Origin of the sequence: Gemmobacter aquaticus (genome assembly GCF_007859075.1) — a bacterium.
GTDB lineage: Bacteria > Pseudomonadota > Alphaproteobacteria > Rhodobacterales > Rhodobacteraceae > Gemmobacter > Gemmobacter aquaticus.
Genome location: NZ_VOAK01000011.1, coordinates 49,841 through 64,588, shown reverse-complemented (window position 1 = coordinate 64,588; position 14,748 = coordinate 49,841). Strand labels below are relative to the sequence as shown.

The 14,748-nt window shown below is 63.8% G+C and carries 16 protein-coding genes; 10 read left to right on the top strand and 6 right to left on the bottom strand.

Features of this window, described 5'->3' with window-relative positions; translation table 11 throughout:
- Positions 1 to 2: 2 nt before the first annotated feature.
- The 6 genes from FQU74_RS02290 to FQU74_RS02265 all read left to right on the top strand — a co-directional run bounded on the left by FQU74_RS02290 (position 3) and on the right by FQU74_RS02265 (position 6,731).
- A complete protein-coding gene (locus FQU74_RS02290) occupies positions 3 to 1,058 on the top strand; it encodes an ABC transporter ATP-binding protein (RefSeq protein WP_146284824.1) in 1,056 nt (351 codons plus the stop codon).
- Complete coding sequence (locus FQU74_RS02285) at positions 1,058 to 1,978, top strand: ABC transporter permease (RefSeq protein WP_146284823.1); 921 nt, start codon at positions 1,058 to 1,060, stop codon at positions 1,976 to 1,978. Before FQU74_RS02290 ends, FQU74_RS02285 begins: the two co-directional genes overlap by 1 nt.
- Complete coding sequence (locus FQU74_RS02280; protein WP_146284822.1) at positions 1,978 to 2,784, top strand: ABC transporter permease; 807 nt, start codon at positions 1,978 to 1,980, stop codon at positions 2,782 to 2,784. Before FQU74_RS02285 ends, FQU74_RS02280 begins: the two co-directional genes overlap by 1 nt.
- A gap of 21 nt (positions 2,785 to 2,805) precedes the next feature.
- Complete coding sequence (locus tag FQU74_RS02275; protein ID WP_146284821.1) at positions 2,806 to 3,834, top strand: extracellular solute-binding protein; 1,029 nt, start codon at positions 2,806 to 2,808, stop codon at positions 3,832 to 3,834.
- A 64-nt stretch (positions 3,835 to 3,898) separates the two neighbouring features.
- Complete coding sequence (locus tag FQU74_RS02270) at positions 3,899 to 4,639, top strand: nitrilase-related carbon-nitrogen hydrolase (RefSeq protein WP_146284820.1); 741 nt, start codon at positions 3,899 to 3,901, stop codon at positions 4,637 to 4,639.
- 1 nt (position 4,640) lies between these two features.
- Entirely contained in the window at positions 4,641 to 6,731 is a 2,091-nt protein-coding gene (locus FQU74_RS02265) for an oxidoreductase (protein WP_146284819.1), read from the top strand.
- Between the two features lie 173 nt (positions 6,732 to 6,904).
- Here the strand turns inward: FQU74_RS02265 and FQU74_RS02260 are convergent, their stop codons facing one another.
- From FQU74_RS02260 to FQU74_RS02235, 6 genes are all read right to left on the bottom strand, one after another.
- The gene (locus tag FQU74_RS02260; RefSeq protein ID WP_146284818.1) at positions 6,905 to 7,507 is read right to left on the bottom strand and encodes a gamma carbonic anhydrase family protein; all 603 of its coding nucleotides are present in this window, start codon (positions 7,505 to 7,507) and stop codon (positions 6,905 to 6,907) included.
- A gap of 19 nt (positions 7,508 to 7,526) precedes the next feature.
- Positions 7,527 to 8,003, bottom strand: a complete 477-nt coding sequence (locus tag FQU74_RS02255; protein ID WP_146286171.1) for a YbhB/YbcL family Raf kinase inhibitor-like protein — start codon at positions 8,001 to 8,003, stop codon at positions 7,527 to 7,529.
- Positions 8,004 to 8,107: 104 nt separating this feature from the next.
- A complete protein-coding gene (locus tag FQU74_RS02250; RefSeq protein WP_146284817.1) occupies positions 8,108 to 8,971 on the bottom strand; it encodes a helix-turn-helix transcriptional regulator in 864 nt (287 codons plus the stop codon).
- Between the two features lie 87 nt (positions 8,972 to 9,058).
- The gene (locus FQU74_RS02245; protein ID WP_146284816.1) at positions 9,059 to 9,364 is read right to left on the bottom strand and encodes an antibiotic biosynthesis monooxygenase; all 306 of its coding nucleotides are present in this window, start codon (positions 9,362 to 9,364) and stop codon (positions 9,059 to 9,061) included.
- Positions 9,361 to 9,741, bottom strand: a complete 381-nt coding sequence (locus FQU74_RS02240; protein WP_146284815.1) for a VOC family protein — start codon at positions 9,739 to 9,741, stop codon at positions 9,361 to 9,363. The genes FQU74_RS02245 and FQU74_RS02240 overlap by 4 nt, the downstream gene beginning before the upstream one ends.
- 13 nt (positions 9,742 to 9,754) lie before the next feature.
- Positions 9,755 to 10,525, bottom strand: a complete 771-nt coding sequence (locus tag FQU74_RS02235; protein WP_146284814.1) for a crotonase/enoyl-CoA hydratase family protein — start codon at positions 10,523 to 10,525, stop codon at positions 9,755 to 9,757.
- A 71-nt stretch (positions 10,526 to 10,596) separates the two neighbouring features.
- Here FQU74_RS02235 and FQU74_RS02230 point away from each other — a divergent pair, with 71 nt between their 5' ends.
- From FQU74_RS02230 to FQU74_RS02215, 4 genes are all read left to right on the top strand, one after another.
- Positions 10,597 to 11,196: a TetR/AcrR family transcriptional regulator gene (locus FQU74_RS02230; RefSeq protein ID WP_146284813.1), complete on the top strand. Its 600-nt coding sequence runs from the start codon at positions 10,597 to 10,599 to the stop codon at positions 11,194 to 11,196.
- Between the two features lie 70 nt (positions 11,197 to 11,266).
- Positions 11,267 to 11,971: a GntR family transcriptional regulator gene (locus FQU74_RS02225; RefSeq protein ID WP_146284812.1), complete on the top strand. Its 705-nt coding sequence runs from the start codon at positions 11,267 to 11,269 to the stop codon at positions 11,969 to 11,971.
- A gap of 111 nt (positions 11,972 to 12,082) precedes the next feature.
- Positions 12,083 to 13,045 (top strand): dihydrodipicolinate synthase family protein, encoded by a 963-nt coding sequence (locus FQU74_RS02220; protein WP_146284811.1) that lies wholly within the window; start codon positions 12,083 to 12,085, stop codon positions 13,043 to 13,045.
- A gap of 161 nt (positions 13,046 to 13,206) precedes the next feature.
- The gene (locus FQU74_RS02215; RefSeq protein WP_146284810.1) at positions 13,207 to 14,721 is read left to right on the top strand and encodes an aldehyde dehydrogenase (NADP(+)); all 1,515 of its coding nucleotides are present in this window, start codon (positions 13,207 to 13,209) and stop codon (positions 14,719 to 14,721) included.
- Positions 14,722 to 14,748: the final 27 nt, after the last annotated feature.

The following is a 14,748-nucleotide window of genomic DNA, read 5'->3' as shown; positions in this document are numbered from 1 at the left end:
CGATGACAGATGCCGTCGAAATACGCAACGCGGTGAAACGCTATGGCAACGTGACTGCGCTGCATGGTGTCTCGCTGACCATCAGGGACAACGAATTCTTCACCCTGCTCGGGCCGTCGGGCTGTGGCAAGACCACACTCTTGCGGATGATCGCCGGGTTTGAGGACGTGACCGAGGGCGAGATCCGGCTCTTTGGTCAGAACATCGCGAACCTTGAGCCGAACCACCGCCCGGTGAACACGGTGTTCCAGCACTATGCCCTGTTCCCGCATATGAGCGTGATCGACAATGTGGCCTTCGGGCTGAAGATGCAGAAGGTTGCGCAGGACGCGCGGCGCAAGCGGGCGGCCGAGATGCTGGAGATGGTGCATCTGTCGGCCTTTGCCGACCGGCTTCCGGCGCAGCTTTCGGGCGGGCAGCAGCAGCGGGTGGCGCTGGCGCGCGCGCTCGCCCCCTCACCCAAGGTGTTGTTGCTGGACGAGCCCCTGTCGGCGCTGGACCTGAAGCTGCGGCAGGCGATGCGGGTCGAATTGAAGCAGCTGCAGGAAGACACCGGCATCACTTTCATCTTCGTGACGCATGATCAGGAAGAAGCGCTGACGATGAGCGACCGGATCGCGGTGATGAGCGCCGGTCATGTCCAGCAGATCGGCACGGCACAGGAAATCTACGAGGCACCGGTAAACCGCTTCGTCGCGGACTTCATTGGCGAGACCAACCTTCTGCCGGTCGAGGTTTTGTCGGTGCGGGACGGTCGGGCCGAGGTTACCTTGCCCGGAGGGCACCGCTTGCAGGTCGCGGCGGCGGGACAAGGCATCGGCAAGCATCACCTGTCGATCCGGCCCGAACGCATGGCCCTGACCGAGGCGGGCGATCTGCAGGCCGTGGTCGACCGGGTGGTCTATCTGGGCACCGACCGGCAGGTCATCGCCCGGCTGGAGGATGGCACCCCGCTGCATCTGCGCTTGCAGAACTCTGACCGAGTTGCAGTACCGGCACCCGGCAAGCGGGTTGGTCTGGCGGTAGAGGCAGGCGCTGCGCGTCTGTTGGCCGACTGATGGCCGGGCCCGGATCAAACCATGCGCCGGGGCCGGGAAGCTGGCGGGGCATTCTGGTGCCGCTCTTGCTGCCAACCTGGGCGATGATCGGCATTTTCCTTCTGCTGCCCGTGCTGCTGATGGCGGTCTACTCCTTTCTGACCAAGGAGTTTCGCGGCGGGGTGGAATGGGAGTTCTCGCTGGCCGCCTATGACCAGTTCTTCCTGAACCGGGGCCTGTTCGGGGATGAGCCGCCGACCCTGGAGTGGACCTATATCACGGTCTTTGCCCGCTCGATCGCGCAGGCAGCGGGGGCGACAGCGCTATGTCTTCTGATCGGATTTCCGACGGCATGGTTCATCGCGACGCGGCCTGCGAGCTCACGCGGCATCTGGCTGTTCCTGATCACCGTTCCCTATTGGGTTAACCTGTTGATCCGCACCGTCAGCCTGCGCTTCCTCATCCGCGAGAACGGACCGCTGAACGACGCGTTGATGGGGGTGGGGCTGATTTCCGAGCCCTTGCAGATCATCAACACCAACATGGCGGTGCAACTGGGGCTTTTCTACAGCTACCTGCCCTTCATGGTTCTGCCGATCTATGCAGCCGTCGAACGCTACAGCTTTGCCTATTCCGAGGCCGCCGCAGACCTGTACGCCAACCGCTGGGTGACCCTGCGCGAGATCGTGCTGCCGATCGTGCGCCCCGGTATCGTCGCGGGCTGCATCCTGGTCTTCATCCCGTCGCTGGGTGCATTCCTTGCGCCGAACCTTCTGGGCGGGGCAAAGAACTTCATGATCGGATCGCTGATCGAGGAGCAGTTCAAGAAATCGCTTGGCAACTGGCCCTTTGGGGCGGCCGTGTCGATGATCCTGATGACCCTCGTGCTGATCGTGCTCTTCGTGCAGGCGCGGGCCGCCACGCGGCAGGAGGTGCGCTGATGGCCCTGCGCAATGTGCGGCACTACCCCGGATTTCTGGCGATGACCGTGGCATGCCTCGTCATCCTCTATGCGCCGCTGCTGGTGGTGATGGCCTACAGCTTCAACGATTCCACCTCAATCACCAATTGGGGTGGTGTGTCGCTGCGCTGGTACACGGATGTCTTCACCGGCCCCGAAGCCCCGCGCTTCAAGGCGGCGGCGTGGAACTCGCTTACCATTGCGGTGATCGCGGCCACCTCGGCGACAGCGATCGCCACGGCTGCGGCACTGGCCATGTTGCGGGCGGGCGGCTTCAAGGGCAGGTCTTTGACCTATGCGCTGATCAACCTGCCCCTGATGGTGCCCGAGATCGTGATCGCCGTGGCCTCGCTGATCTTTTTCAGCATGGTGGGGCTGACACCGGGCTATCTGACCATCCTGATCGCCCATATCACCTTCTGCATCCCCTTTGCCTACCTGCCCATCGCGGCCCGTCTGCAAGGGATCGACGGGTCGTTCGAGCAGGCGGCGCGGGACCTTTACGCCAGCCGCGCGCAGTCCTTCTTCCTGATCCTGCTGCCCTTGATGATGCCCGGTGTGGTGTCGGGCTATCTGCTCGCCTTCATCATCAGCCTGGATGACTTCATCATTACGAATTTCGTGAAAGGCGCCGGCATGGAGACGCTGCCGACCGCCATCTACGGATCAGTCAAGCAGGGGATCAAGCCGAACATCATGGCGATCTCCACCCTGATGCTTGGCGTCTCGATCCTGTTCGTCACGCTGTCCTACCTGATCAACCGCAAGGGCCAGAAGAGCCTGTAACCCCCGACAAGGAGCCACCCCATGAACCGCCTGATGCTGACCACCGCCGCACTTGCCCTGATAGGCGCGGCCGCACATGCCGAGGAAACGCTCTCGGTCTACCACTGGTTCGAATACATGCCGCAAGAGCTGGTGGACAAGTTCACCGCCGAGACCGGGATAAAGGTGACCATCGACACCTATGACAGCAACGAGGCGATGCTGGCCAGCCTGAAGGCCGGGAAGCTGGGTCAGTATGACGTGGCGGTGCCCGGCGATTACATGGTGCAGATCATGGCTGGCGAAGGGCTGCTCGATACCTTCACGCCCGAAGAGCTGCCCGGCTACGCCAATATCGATCCGCAATGGGTGGATGTGCCCTTCGATCCGGGTCGCAAATCCTCGATCCCCTATCAATGGGGCTCGACCGCCTTTGCCGTGAACCGCGATGTCTTCAAGGGCGACATCAACTCGCTGGGCCTGATCTTCGATCCGCCGCCAGAACTGCAGGGCAAGATCAACGTGCTCGACAGCCAGGGCGAGGTTCTGGCGCTTGGCTCGATGTACCTTGGCATCCCCCAATGCACCAATGACAAGGAACAGCTGAAGGCGCTGATGGAGATGCTGCTGAAGGCCAAGGCCAGCTGGGCCAGCTTCGGGTCAGACACGGCCAAGGATGTGCTTGTTTCGGGCGATGCGGCGGCAGGCATGATCTACAACGGCTTTGCCGCCAAGGCCCGGGCCGAGGGTGCGCCGGTGGAATATGCCTATCCGAAGGAAGGCTATGTTGTCTGGATGGACAACGTGGTGCTGTTGAAAGATGCGCCGAACCGGGCCAACGCGCTGAAGTTCATGGACTTCCTTCTGCAGCCCGAAAACGCGGCGGCGGTGACCAACTACGCCGCCTACACATCGGGCGTGATGGGGGTGGAGCCCTTCCTGTCGGATGCCGTGAAGTCCAGCCCAGAGACCAATCCGCCCGCAGATGCCGCAAAGGGCAGTTTCATCGCGGTCTGCGATGAAGAAACCCAGAAGCTCTATGACGCGGTCTGGACCAATCTGAAGAAGTGACCATCACAACGCGCTCGCCACGCCCACCGGTCGGGCGGGCGCACCAGGGCGGGAGACATCCGGGATGCGGATTGCTGTGCTGCAATGCCCATCGCCTTCGGGCGATGCCGAACGAGCTGTGTCTGGGGCCCGCATGGCGCTACGCGCGGCCAGCGCGGCGGGGGCCGGGGTGCTGGTACTGCCCGAGGTGTTCCTGCCCGGCTACAACTGCGCGGATCCTGCGGCCGCAGCGCCCGATGCCGCACTGCTGGAGGAGCTGCACGCGACGGCTTTGGTGGCCGGCTGCGCATTGGTGCTTGGCCACGCCGAACGTGAGGGGGATGCGGTTTACAACAGCGCCAGCGTTCTTGGCACCGCGCGGGCGCGCTATCACAAGGTGCAGCTCTATGGCCCACGCGAAAGGGCGCTCTACACTCCGGGCGACGCCTATTGCACGTTCGATCTGGGCGGGCTGCGCGCCGCGCTGCTGATCTGCTATGACATAGAATTTGCGCCGCATATCAAGGCACTGGCGGATCAGGGCGTTCAGCTGATCCTGTGCCCCACCGCTAACATGATGCCCTTTGTCCATGTGCCGGCCCATACCGTTCCGGCAATGGCGGCCAATCATGGGCTGGCCATCGCCTATGCAAATTACTGCGGCAGCGAGGGCAACCTGACCTATACCGGCGGCAGCCTGATTGCAGGGCCACATGGCGAGGTGCTGGCACAGGCGGGTCAGCATCCGGCGCTACTGATCGCCGATCTGCCGCCACGCGATCCCTCGCGTCTCTCAACCCAATCCCTTGACCTGCGGACCCTGTGACATGCCGACCGACAGCCGTTACGCCATCCTGTTCGAGCCCGTGAAGATCGGGCCCAAAACCGCCAAGAACCGCTTTTATCAGGTGCCGCATTGCAACGGCGGTGGCTACCGCGATCCATCCGCCGTGGCGGAGATGCGCCGCACCAAGGCCGAGGGCGGATGGGGTGTGATCTTCACCGAACAGACGGAGATTCACCCCACGAGCGAGATCACCCCCTTCATTGAGCAGCACCTGTGGGAGGACAAGGACATCCCAGCCTTGGCCGCCATGGCCGAGGCCATGAAGTCAGGCGGGGCGCTGGCGGGAATTCAGTTGGCCTATTCTGGCATCAACGGGCCGAACCTTTACAGCCGCGAGGTGCCGCTGGCAGTAACGGGCGGGCCGATCCTGACCTTCACATCCGACCCGGTTCAGGCACGCACGATGGACCGTGAAGATATCCGCGACCTGCGCCGCTGGTTCCGCAACGCCTTTCGCCGCAGTCAGACTGCCGGGTTTGACCTGATCTGCCTCTACGGGGCGCATGGTTTCGGCATCCTTCAGCACTTCCTGAGCCGCGCGACCAATCACCGGACTGACGAATACGGGGGCAGCCTTGAAAACCGCGCGCGGTTCCTGCGCGAGATCGTCGAGGAAGCACGCGAGGAAACCAGAGGCGAACTGGCCATCAGCTTGCGTCTGTCGTTGCATGAGGGCGGGGCCTTCGGTTTTTCCAATGCCGAGTTGCGTGACTTCATCGAGATGCATGGCGAACTGCCCGATATCTGGGATCTGGCGCATGGAACCTGGGAGGCCTGCTCTGGAACCAGCCGCTTCAAGCCCGAGGGCGCGCAAGAGGATCTGGTCGCAGGGATCAAGGCGCTGACGCCGAAACCCGTGGTCGGGGTCGGACGGTTCACCTCGGCCGACGCGATGGTGCGCCAGATCCGGGCAGGCGTTCTTGACTTCATCGGCGCGGCGCGGCCCTCGATCGCCGATCCTTTCCTGCCGAAGAAGATCGAGGAGGGGCGGTTCGAAGACATCCGCGAATGCATCGGCTGCAATATCTGCGTCTCGGGCGACATGACAGGGGGGATCAGCCGCTGCACCCAGAACACCGCCTTCATGGAGGAATGGCGCAAGGGCTGGCACCCTGAGCGGGCACGCCCCAAGGGGCCGTCCGGCTCGGTTCTGGTGGTGGGGGCCGGGCCTGCCGGGCTGGAGGCTGCCTTGCAGGCCGGTCGGCGCGGCTACGCCGTGACGCTTGCCGAGGCGACGACCGTTCTGGGCGGGCGCGTCGCAAAAGAGCGCACCTTGCCGGGCCTTGCGGCCTGGGGACGGGTCGCGGACTACCGCACCGGCCAGATGGCACCGATGACCAATGTCGAGATCTATCGCGATAGCAGCCTGTCCGCTGATGACGTTCTGGCCATGGGGGCCGAACATGTGGCCATTGCCACCGGCGCAAGCTGGCGACGCGACGCGGTGGCGCGGCTGCATCTGCACCCGATCCCGACCGACGCGGCGATGCCGGTCTATTCGCCGGATGATCTGATGGCGGGGATCGGCCCGACGGGTGGACGCGTCATGCTTTATGATGACGACCACTTCTACATGGGCTCGGTCATGGCCGAGGTGCTCGCGGCGCGCGGCTGCCAGGTCGACTTCGTGACGCCAGCCGCCAAGGTGGCCGAGTGGGCGGAAAACACGCTGGAGCAAGCCATCATCATGCGCCGGCTGCTGGAGATCGGCGTCCGCGTGCATCTCAGCAAGGCGCCCGAGGCGATCGGTCCGAAAGAGGTGACACTGGGCTGCACATGGACGGGCGCCGCAAGCGCTCTGGCGGCAGACGCGGTTGTGATGGTGACCTCACGCCTGCCCCATGACGCGCTCTACCATGATCTGCGCGCCCGGCAGGCCGAATGGGCAGACGCCGGGGTCAAATCGGTACAGCTGATCGGGGATGCGGCAGCGCCGGGCCCGATTGCCTGGGCAACCTATGCGGGCCGACGCTTTGCCGAGGAACTGGACACGACCGATGATCGCGGTGACACCCCGCGCTTCCGCCGCGAGGTGGCCGGTCTGGAACCGGGGCCGTCACGGCTGCCCTAGGGCACAATCAGTCATCCTGTATTGCTATGATGAGCGATCCTATACGCTGCCTGGAAGCTCAGGCGGCGTCACTTCTGCGCCCATAGCGGCCCCTGACCAACCGCCAAGGACCTGGCGTGCATCGGATCCGACGACAGCTCAGCGGTCCACCACCCACAGGACGCGTGCTGTCATCACGTTTGCCCCAGATCCTCCGACAAGCGCAGGGCAATCTTGCGCATCGCCATGGGATCGTCGCGATTGACACCATAGACGAAGCCCGGAAAATCAAGATCCTTCTGCACCTCCCAGATCGCCTCATGCCGGTCGGGGGATAGGATATGCGCGGGGTTGCCGACCGCGACCCATCCGATCGGGACCACAGCGCCCGGATCAAGCCGTGTTCGGATATGGACTGTCGCCTGAATGCGGACTTCGGCCCCTGCCCCGATGCTGGCGCCATGCAGGATGGTGGTCCCGGTCGCGACAAAGACCTCGTCCCCGATATCGGCGCCGACGACATGGGTCTGGGGGCCGAACACGCAGTGATCGCCGATCCGGCAATCATGGCGCGCCGTCGCGCGGATCACCGCGTTCTCCAGAACGATGCAGTTCCGGCCCAGAACGATCCGCCCCCCGCCCTCAGCCACAAGTCTGGCACCGTGCATGACGCGGCTGCCGGGGCCGATCACGACATTGCCCCGGATCGTGCAGTCCGGGGCAACCCAGGCGAGCGGGCTGATGTCAGGCAGGGCCGCGCTGATATCCCGCCCGCCCGCGTCTTGGCTATCGCTCATCTTGCAGCCCGCCTTCCTGTCATCGCCCGTGGGTCACGACGACGCTGGCACGCGCAATCGAGGCCGTGTTCGCAAAGAAACCCACAATCGCCGCCGACGCCGTCTCATCCAGCGGTATCGATTCCGTCGGCATGGCAAAAACCGTCACAAGGTATTTGTGCGTGCTGCCCTCGGGCGGGCAAGCGCCGTCATACTGGTTGTGCGAAAAGTCGTTCCGCGCCATGACCGCACCCACAGGCATTTCGCCCGATGCACTGCCCGCCCCTTCGGAAAGGCCCGTGACGGTCGCTGGAATATTGAACGACGACCAATGCCAGAACCCTGACCCCGTCGGCGCATCAGGGTCATGGATGGACACGATGAAGCTTTTGGTCTCGGGCGGCGCATCGCTCCAGACCAATTCCGGCGAGAGGTTCGCGCCCTCGCAGCCAAAGCCTGACAACACTTGATCGGGGGCAAATCCGTCTTCGCTGATCCCCGGCAGGGACAGGCTCATTTCGGCATGGGCCGGCGCGGCCGTAGCGCAGGCAAGGATAAAGACATGTATCAAGGCGCGGGAAAGTTTCGGCATCATGGATCCTCTGTTTGGACAGGGTCATGTTATGCCTCTGACACGACCGGTATCGTGCCGGATCGATCGTTCTTGGTGCCGATCCGATCAAAGGCGGGTGCGGCGTCAAGCGAAGCCCTGTCATCGCCCTGCGTTGCGGCCATACGGATCGACGATGGCGCCAACCCGAAGCGCTTGCGAAACCTGACCGCAAAACGCGAGGGGCAGGCATATCCGACATCCAGAGCAACACGATTCACCGGCAGATCCGAGGACTGCAGCATACCCAGCGCAACGCTCATCCGCACATCGGCCAGAAGCACGCCAAAACTGGCCCCGTTCTGGGCAAGCTGCCGTCGCAAGGTGGGTTCGCTGACCGCCAGCATTTCCGCAGCCTCGGCAGATCGCCATTCGCGACCCGGATCGGCAGACAGAATGGCCCGCAACCTGTCTGCCAAAAGGGGTTGCCTCAACCGGCCAAAGCCGATGCCCTCTTCGGCCAACCACAACAGAACCTCGCGCACCGCGTTCAGCCTGATCCGCTCTGGCACCGCTGGATCCCGGGCATAGACTGCCGACCGGTCAAAGGCCGCAACGACGCGTTCCCGTGTCGTGGCCCGCATCGGATTACACTTGTCGGCGTCCGCGTGATCGGTGCATCCGACCAGTTCCTCGGGGATGACCATGAGCTGCGCCTGATAGGGGCCATCGGGCGCAGGGCAATTCTCGATCGTCATATCCAGACGCGGCGCCAGAACGGCGACCCCGCCAGCGACAACATCCATCGCCCCGAGGATGGACCGCACGCGCTTTGCGCCTGCAAGGACACGGATCAAGGCCGGCTGGCTGCTGTTGACCGCCTTGAATGTGGCGCGACGGAATTGTCGTATCGTAAGGGTCACTGTGCCGTTCATGCCTTTGGCCCGTCCTGTGCCGGGCCGCCTGCGCCCGGTGTGCAGCAGTGTCGGCGCAACGACCTGCCAGATGACAGCGCGTTATGGTTACCCCCTCCCCAGCAAGTCACGCTCGATCTCGCGCAGGTAGTGAAACTCTGGCGCGTGGACACCGGCACGCCTACGGATCTCGACCAGAGCATCAGATTCAAAGAATTCCCGTGCCGCCCCCAATGATCGCCAACGCGAGAAGTGGACGATCTTCCGCTCGTCAGCCTCATCCGCCAGCAGTTGATAGTCAATCTCGCCCGCAGCGTGACGCATCGCTGCAGCATTGGTGAAAATCGCCTTCCAAGTCGAATAATCCTCCACCTCGTGCAGGATGAGGACAAAGCCCGGGTCTGCAGTCGTCATGAGTTCCTCTCACGGTAATAGAACGCGAGCTTGTTGCCATCGGGGTCGCGGACATAGGCAAAGGTGCCAAAGTCTGCCCGTGGCCCGGCGGCACCCTCATCGCTTGCACCAAGCGCCATCGCAAGCTCATGCAAACGCGCGACCTCCGGGTGGCTTGAAACCCGAAAGGCCAGCATCGTGCCGTTGCCGGGATGCGCGGGTTGTCCGTCGAACGGGCGGACGATACCCACCGCCGCGCCACTTTCCAGTGCGTAGATCTCGCCCGCCGGGGTCGTCATAAGGCGACGCCCGCCCATCGCCCCGAAAAGCGCGTCGTAGAAACGCAAGGCACCATCGAAGTCGTTTGTGCCGATGCAGGCATAGCCAAGACTGCCCATCAGTTCCTCCAATTCACGATACGCGGCGGTTCAGCCAGTCTGTCAGGCCGTCGCGGGTGGCCTCGGTTCCGCAGATGCGCGCAAACTCGGCGCGCTCTATCTCCAGCCCCTCGCCCATCGGGGCGTTCAAGCCACGCGTGACGGCGGCGAGGATTCGGGCGGTGGTCTGCGGCGCGTGGCGCAGGATACGGGCAGCAAGGTCAAGTGCTGCGGGCATAAGATCGGGGGCCGGAACCACGGCGTTCACCAGCCCAAGTTCCAGCGCCCGGTCCGCAGAAAAGCTCTCACCGGTCAGAAGCAGTTCAAGCGCGCGTTTCCGGCCGGCAATCCGTGGCAGACGCTGCGTGCCCCCAAAGGTCGGCGGAATTCCCAAGGTGATCTCGGGTTTTGCAAAACGGGCATCACTTGCTGCTATCGCGAGATGGGCGGCCTCGGTGATCTCGCACCCGCCACCATAGGCAAGGCCGTTGACCGCCGCGATAACGGGCTTGGGGAAAGTCTCAAGGCGCGCGGTCATCGCTTGTCCCCTGCGCGAGAACTCCCGCACCGCCTCTTCCGTGCTGCGTTCGATGCTGGCGGAAAACTCGGGGATGTCACCCCCCGCCGAAAAAGCCCGCCCGGCACCTGTCAGGATAACCGCGCTGACCGACGGATCTGCCTCGGCCGCGTCAAGCCGCGCCATCAGCCGGTCGATCATCGCATAGTTCAAGGCATTCAGCTTCTCGGGCCTGTTCAACGTCAACAGGGTGACCGCGCCGCGCTTGTCGTGAAGTACCGTTTCCATCGCAACCTCCTTGATGGCTGAAGGAAACCGTAGCAGGCTGAGGCAGATAAAAAACTCACTGGTCAGTATACATGGATGCCAAGACCCCGACCCGCGACCGCATCATCAAGGCTGCCGCCCATCTTTTCTACGCCGAGGGGATCAGGGCGGTCAGCGTCGACGCGATCGCCGAGAAAGCCGGCGTGACAAAGAAGACGCTCTACTATCACTTTGCCAGCAAGGACGATCTGGTGGCGGCCTATCTCAGCGCGCGCGATGCGCCGAACCTCGCCGCTTTCGCCCGATGGCTGCACGAGGCTGAAGGCAGCCTCCCCGACCGGATGGAGGCCTTTTTCGGACGCATGGCCAGGGCGGCCCGGCACCCCGCCTGGAAAGGCTGCGGCTTCCTGCGCACCACTGCGGAACTGGCGAACATGCCGGGACATCCGGCGCGGGTCGTGGGGGCCGCGCACAAGAAGAAGGTCGAGGGCTGGCTGGCCGAAACCTTCCGCGAGGCTGGCCTTGCCGCGCCAGAGGCCACCGCGCGCCAGATCGCCGTGCTGATTGACGGCGCATTCTCGGCCATGCTGGTCCACCGCGACCCCGGCTATGCGCTGGCAGCAGGTCAGGCCGCGCGGATACTGGTTGCCTCTGGTCAGGCAACCGGTTCACGCTCCGCGGCGCCAACATAAGCCGTTGCTCCGCCAACCTCGGCGCGTTAAAAAAACTTTGTCGACAAACAGCGTTCCAAGGGGCCACCATATGACGGAAACTGCCGAAGATCTTGGAGGCGAGCGCAAGCGTGGCTCTGGCGTGCGACTGGTCTACGAGATGCTGCGGGACGAGATCCTGACCCTTGCACTGCCACCTGGCCGCCCGATCGACGAAGTGAATCTGGCCGAGCGCTTTGGCATGTCACGCACCCCGATCCGCGAGGCACTTGTCCGTCTGGCCGGCGAGGGATTGGTCGAGACACTGCCGAACCGTTCGGCCATCGTGGCAAACATCGACTTCACCAAGCTCTATACCTTCTTCGACGCGATCACGCTGATGTACCGGGTCACCACGCGGCTGGCCGCCGAGCATCACCGGCCCGAGGATCTGGAGATTATCCGGGCACACCAGGCCCGCTATGCCGCAACTGTCGCAGCGCAAGACCCGCTTGCGATGATCGCCGTCAACCGCGACTTTCATGCCGCCATCGCAGAGGCGGGTCGCAACCCCTATTACACCGCACTTACCCTAAGGCTGCTCGACGAGGGGCGGCGCATCCTTCGGCTCTATTATCAGTCATTCAATGACCGCCTGCCCAAGGAATACTCCGACGAACATGAAGGCATCATAAACGCGATCGCGGCCCGCGATGTCGAGTTGTGCGACCGTCTGGCGCGCGAACATGCCGACCAGATCGTGCGTCAGATCAAGCAGTTCTTCAGCCGCGACATGCGTCAGGACGTGAAGCTCTAGCGGCGCCGAATTTATGTCGACAAATAAAATGCAAGGTGTATTCTTCCTGTGAGATTCGGTGGCATCCGGGGCATGTCCGGTGCTGCCAAGCCCGATCAACAGGAGATTCTGATGGATACCGCGATCTTCACCGGGGTGATCCCGGCACTCATGACGCCTTGCAAGGCTGACCGTACACCTGATTTCGACGCGCTTGTGCGCAAGGGGGGCGAGCTGATCGCAGCCGGCATGTCGGCAGTCGTCTATTGCGGGTCGATGGGCGACTGGCCACTGCTGACCGATGCACAGCGCATGGAAGGGGTGGAGCGTCTGGTGAAGGCCGGGATTCCGGTCATTGTGGGAACCGGGGCAATCAATTCGGCCAGCGCCGCTGCCATTGCCGGCCATGCGCAGCAGGTGGGCGCGGCTGGGCTCATGGTCATTCCCCGCGTGCTGTCGCGTGGCGGCTCGCCGATCGCGCAGCGCAACCACTTCAAGGCTGTGCTCTCCGCCGCGCCGAACCTGCCAGCCGTTATCTACAACAGCCCCTACTACGGGTTCGAAACCAAGGCCGATCTGTTCTTTGCCCTGCGGGCCGAGCACCCGAACCTCGTGGGCTTCAAGGAGTTCGGTGGCGCCAAGGCCATGACCTATGCGGCCGAACACATCACCAGCGCCGATGAAAGCGTGATCCTGATGGCGGGCGTGGATACCGGCGTCTACCATGGATATGTCAAATGTGGCGCCACCGGCACGATCACCGGGATCGGCAACGTGCTGCCGAAAGAAATCCTGCACTTTGTCGAGCTTGCCAAGGTCGCCGCGCGCGGAAACCTTGAAGCACGTCAGCGCGCACAGGAACTGGGCGAGGCGCTGGATGTTCTTTCGTCGTGGGACGAAGGCTATGACCTCGTGCTCTACTACAAGCACATGATGGTGCTGCAGGGCGACGCCGAATACGAGCTCCACTTCAACCCGACCGATGCCCTGACGCCGAGCCAGAAAGCCTGGGCCGAGACGCAGTACCACCAGTTCAAGACGTGGTATGCAGAGTGGAGCAAGCTTCCGGGCGTCGTTCAGTCCTGCAAGGTCTGATCGGATCGAACTGACCGCCCAAGGCCTTACGACACGGGGCCTTGGGCGATGAATATCTGACACGCATCATCAAAAGACGCACGAGACCAGACGCTCTGCACAGCCAAAGGCGACTTTGGACGCAGGGGGCAGCATTTCGTTGCGTGGAAGAGGACAGAGGCATGACCTTCACCCCCCATGGCAAACACCTGATCGCGGGCACCTGGCTTGGTGGAGAGGGCACGTTCCGCTCGGAACCGGCGCATGGCCCTGCCCATGACTTCGCGGCCGGAACCGTCGAGCTTGTCGATCAGGCCGCGCGGGCGGCAGAAGATGCCTTCTGGTCTTTTGGCTGGTCGTCGCGGGCAGAACGCGCCGCCCTGTTGCGTGCGATCGCCGATGAGATTGACGCGCGTGCCGCCGCCATTACCCAGATCGGCTGCGAGGAAACCGGCCTGCCAGAGGCCAGGCTGAATGGCGAGCGCGGACGCACGACCGGTCAGTTGCGGCTCTTTGCCGATCATATCGAGACGGGCGCCTATCTCGACCGGCGTATCGATCCGGCCCTTCCCGACCGCCAGCCTCTGCCGCGCCCCGAGATCCGGATGATCCAGCGGCCCATCGGGCCGGTCGCTGTCTTTGGCGCATCGAACTTTCCGCTCGCCTTCTCGACCGCCGGGGGGGATACGGCGGCGGCGCTGGCTGCAGGCTGCCCCGTCGTGGTCAAGGGTCACTCGGCGCACCCCGGCACGGGCGAGATCGTGGCCGAAGCCATCCTCGCCGCGCTACAAAAATGCAACGTCCATCCGGGCGCCTTCAGCCTGATCCAAGGCGGAAACCGCCGTGTGGGCGAGGCGCTGGTGTCGCATCCCATGATCAAGGCGGTGGGTTTCACGGGCTCGCTGGCCGGGGGGCGCGCGCTTTTCAACCTCTGCGCGGCACGCCCTGAGCCGATCCCGTTCTTTGGCGAGCTGGGATCGGTCAATCCGATGTTCCTGCTGCCAGCGGCGATGAGCACCCGCGGCGCACAGATCGCGCAGGGATGGGCCGCCAGTCTGACGATGGGCGCTGGCCAGTTCTGCACCAATCCGGGGATCGCGGTTGTGATGGCCGATCAGGCGCAGGCGCTGGCCGAGGCAACGATCGCGGCCCTCGCATCCGTGGGCGCCCAGGTGATGCTGACCGAGGGGATCGCACAAGCCTATGTTCAGGGCCGCGACCGGATCGCCGGGGCGCCAGGCGTTCAGTCGCTGCTGACGCAAGTCTGCGACAGGCGGCAGGCGACGCCGCAATTGTTCATGGTCCGGGGCGCCGACTGGCTGGCGGATCACGACTTGGCCGAAGAGGTCTTTGGTCCGCTTGGCCTGATCGTCACCGCCGCCGATACCCAAGAGATGCTTGCCATTGCGCAGAGCCTGCAAGGCCAGTTGACAGCGACGCTGCATCTTGATGCCGAGGACACCGCCCTTGGCCGCCGCCTGATGCCGGTGCTGGAACGCAAGGCCGGGCGGGTCCTGGCAAACGGCTACCCGACAGGGGTCGAGGTCTGCGATGCCATGGTCCATGGCGGTCCCTACCCCGCCAGCACGAACTTCGGTGCCACCTCGGTCGGCACGCTGTCGATCCGCCGATTCCTGCGGCCCGTCAGCTACCAGAACATTCCGGCGGCGCTGTTGCCGGCCGACTTTCAGATGTGATCCGCCCGTCCCGCGCCCTCGCCCCGG

What these genes read in the sequence shown, in the direction of transcription:
- FQU74_RS02290 (WP_146284824.1), top strand. Translation starts at nt 3, where the DNA reads ATGACAGATGCCGTCGAAATACGCAACGCGGTGAAACGCTATGGCAAC.
- FQU74_RS02285 (WP_146284823.1), top strand. Translation starts at nt 1,058, where the DNA reads ATGGCCGGGCCCGGATCAAACCATGCGCCGGGGCCGGGAAGCTGGCGG.
- FQU74_RS02280 (WP_146284822.1), top strand. Translation starts at nt 1,978, where the DNA reads ATGGCCCTGCGCAATGTGCGGCACTACCCCGGATTTCTGGCGATGACC.
- FQU74_RS02275 (WP_146284821.1), top strand. Translation starts at nt 2,806, where the DNA reads ATGAACCGCCTGATGCTGACCACCGCCGCACTTGCCCTGATAGGCGCG.
- FQU74_RS02270 (WP_146284820.1), top strand. Translation starts at nt 3,899, where the DNA reads ATGCGGATTGCTGTGCTGCAATGCCCATCGCCTTCGGGCGATGCCGAA.
- FQU74_RS02265 (WP_146284819.1), top strand. Translation starts at nt 4,641, where the DNA reads ATGCCGACCGACAGCCGTTACGCCATCCTGTTCGAGCCCGTGAAGATC.
- FQU74_RS02260 (WP_146284818.1), bottom strand. Translation starts at nt 7,507, where the DNA reads ATGAGCGATAGCCAAGACGCGGGCGGGCGGGATATCAGCGCGGCCCTG.
- FQU74_RS02255 (WP_146286171.1), bottom strand. Translation starts at nt 8,003, where the DNA reads ATGAGCCTGTCCCTGCCGGGGATCAGCGAAGACGGATTTGCCCCCGAT.
- FQU74_RS02250 (WP_146284817.1), bottom strand. Translation starts at nt 8,971, where the DNA reads ATGAACGGCACAGTGACCCTTACGATACGACAATTCCGTCGCGCCACA.
- FQU74_RS02245 (WP_146284816.1), bottom strand. Translation starts at nt 9,364, where the DNA reads ATGACGACTGCAGACCCGGGCTTTGTCCTCATCCTGCACGAGGTGGAG.
- FQU74_RS02240 (WP_146284815.1), bottom strand. Translation starts at nt 9,741, where the DNA reads ATGGGCAGTCTTGGCTATGCCTGCATCGGCACAAACGACTTCGATGGT.
- FQU74_RS02235 (WP_146284814.1), bottom strand. Translation starts at nt 10,525, where the DNA reads ATGGAAACGGTACTTCACGACAAGCGCGGCGCGGTCACCCTGTTGACG.
- FQU74_RS02230 (WP_146284813.1), top strand. Translation starts at nt 10,597, where the DNA reads ATGGATGCCAAGACCCCGACCCGCGACCGCATCATCAAGGCTGCCGCC.
- FQU74_RS02225 (WP_146284812.1), top strand. Translation starts at nt 11,267, where the DNA reads ATGACGGAAACTGCCGAAGATCTTGGAGGCGAGCGCAAGCGTGGCTCT.
- FQU74_RS02220 (WP_146284811.1), top strand. Translation starts at nt 12,083, where the DNA reads ATGGATACCGCGATCTTCACCGGGGTGATCCCGGCACTCATGACGCCT.
- FQU74_RS02215 (WP_146284810.1), top strand. Translation starts at nt 13,207, where the DNA reads ATGACCTTCACCCCCCATGGCAAACACCTGATCGCGGGCACCTGGCTT.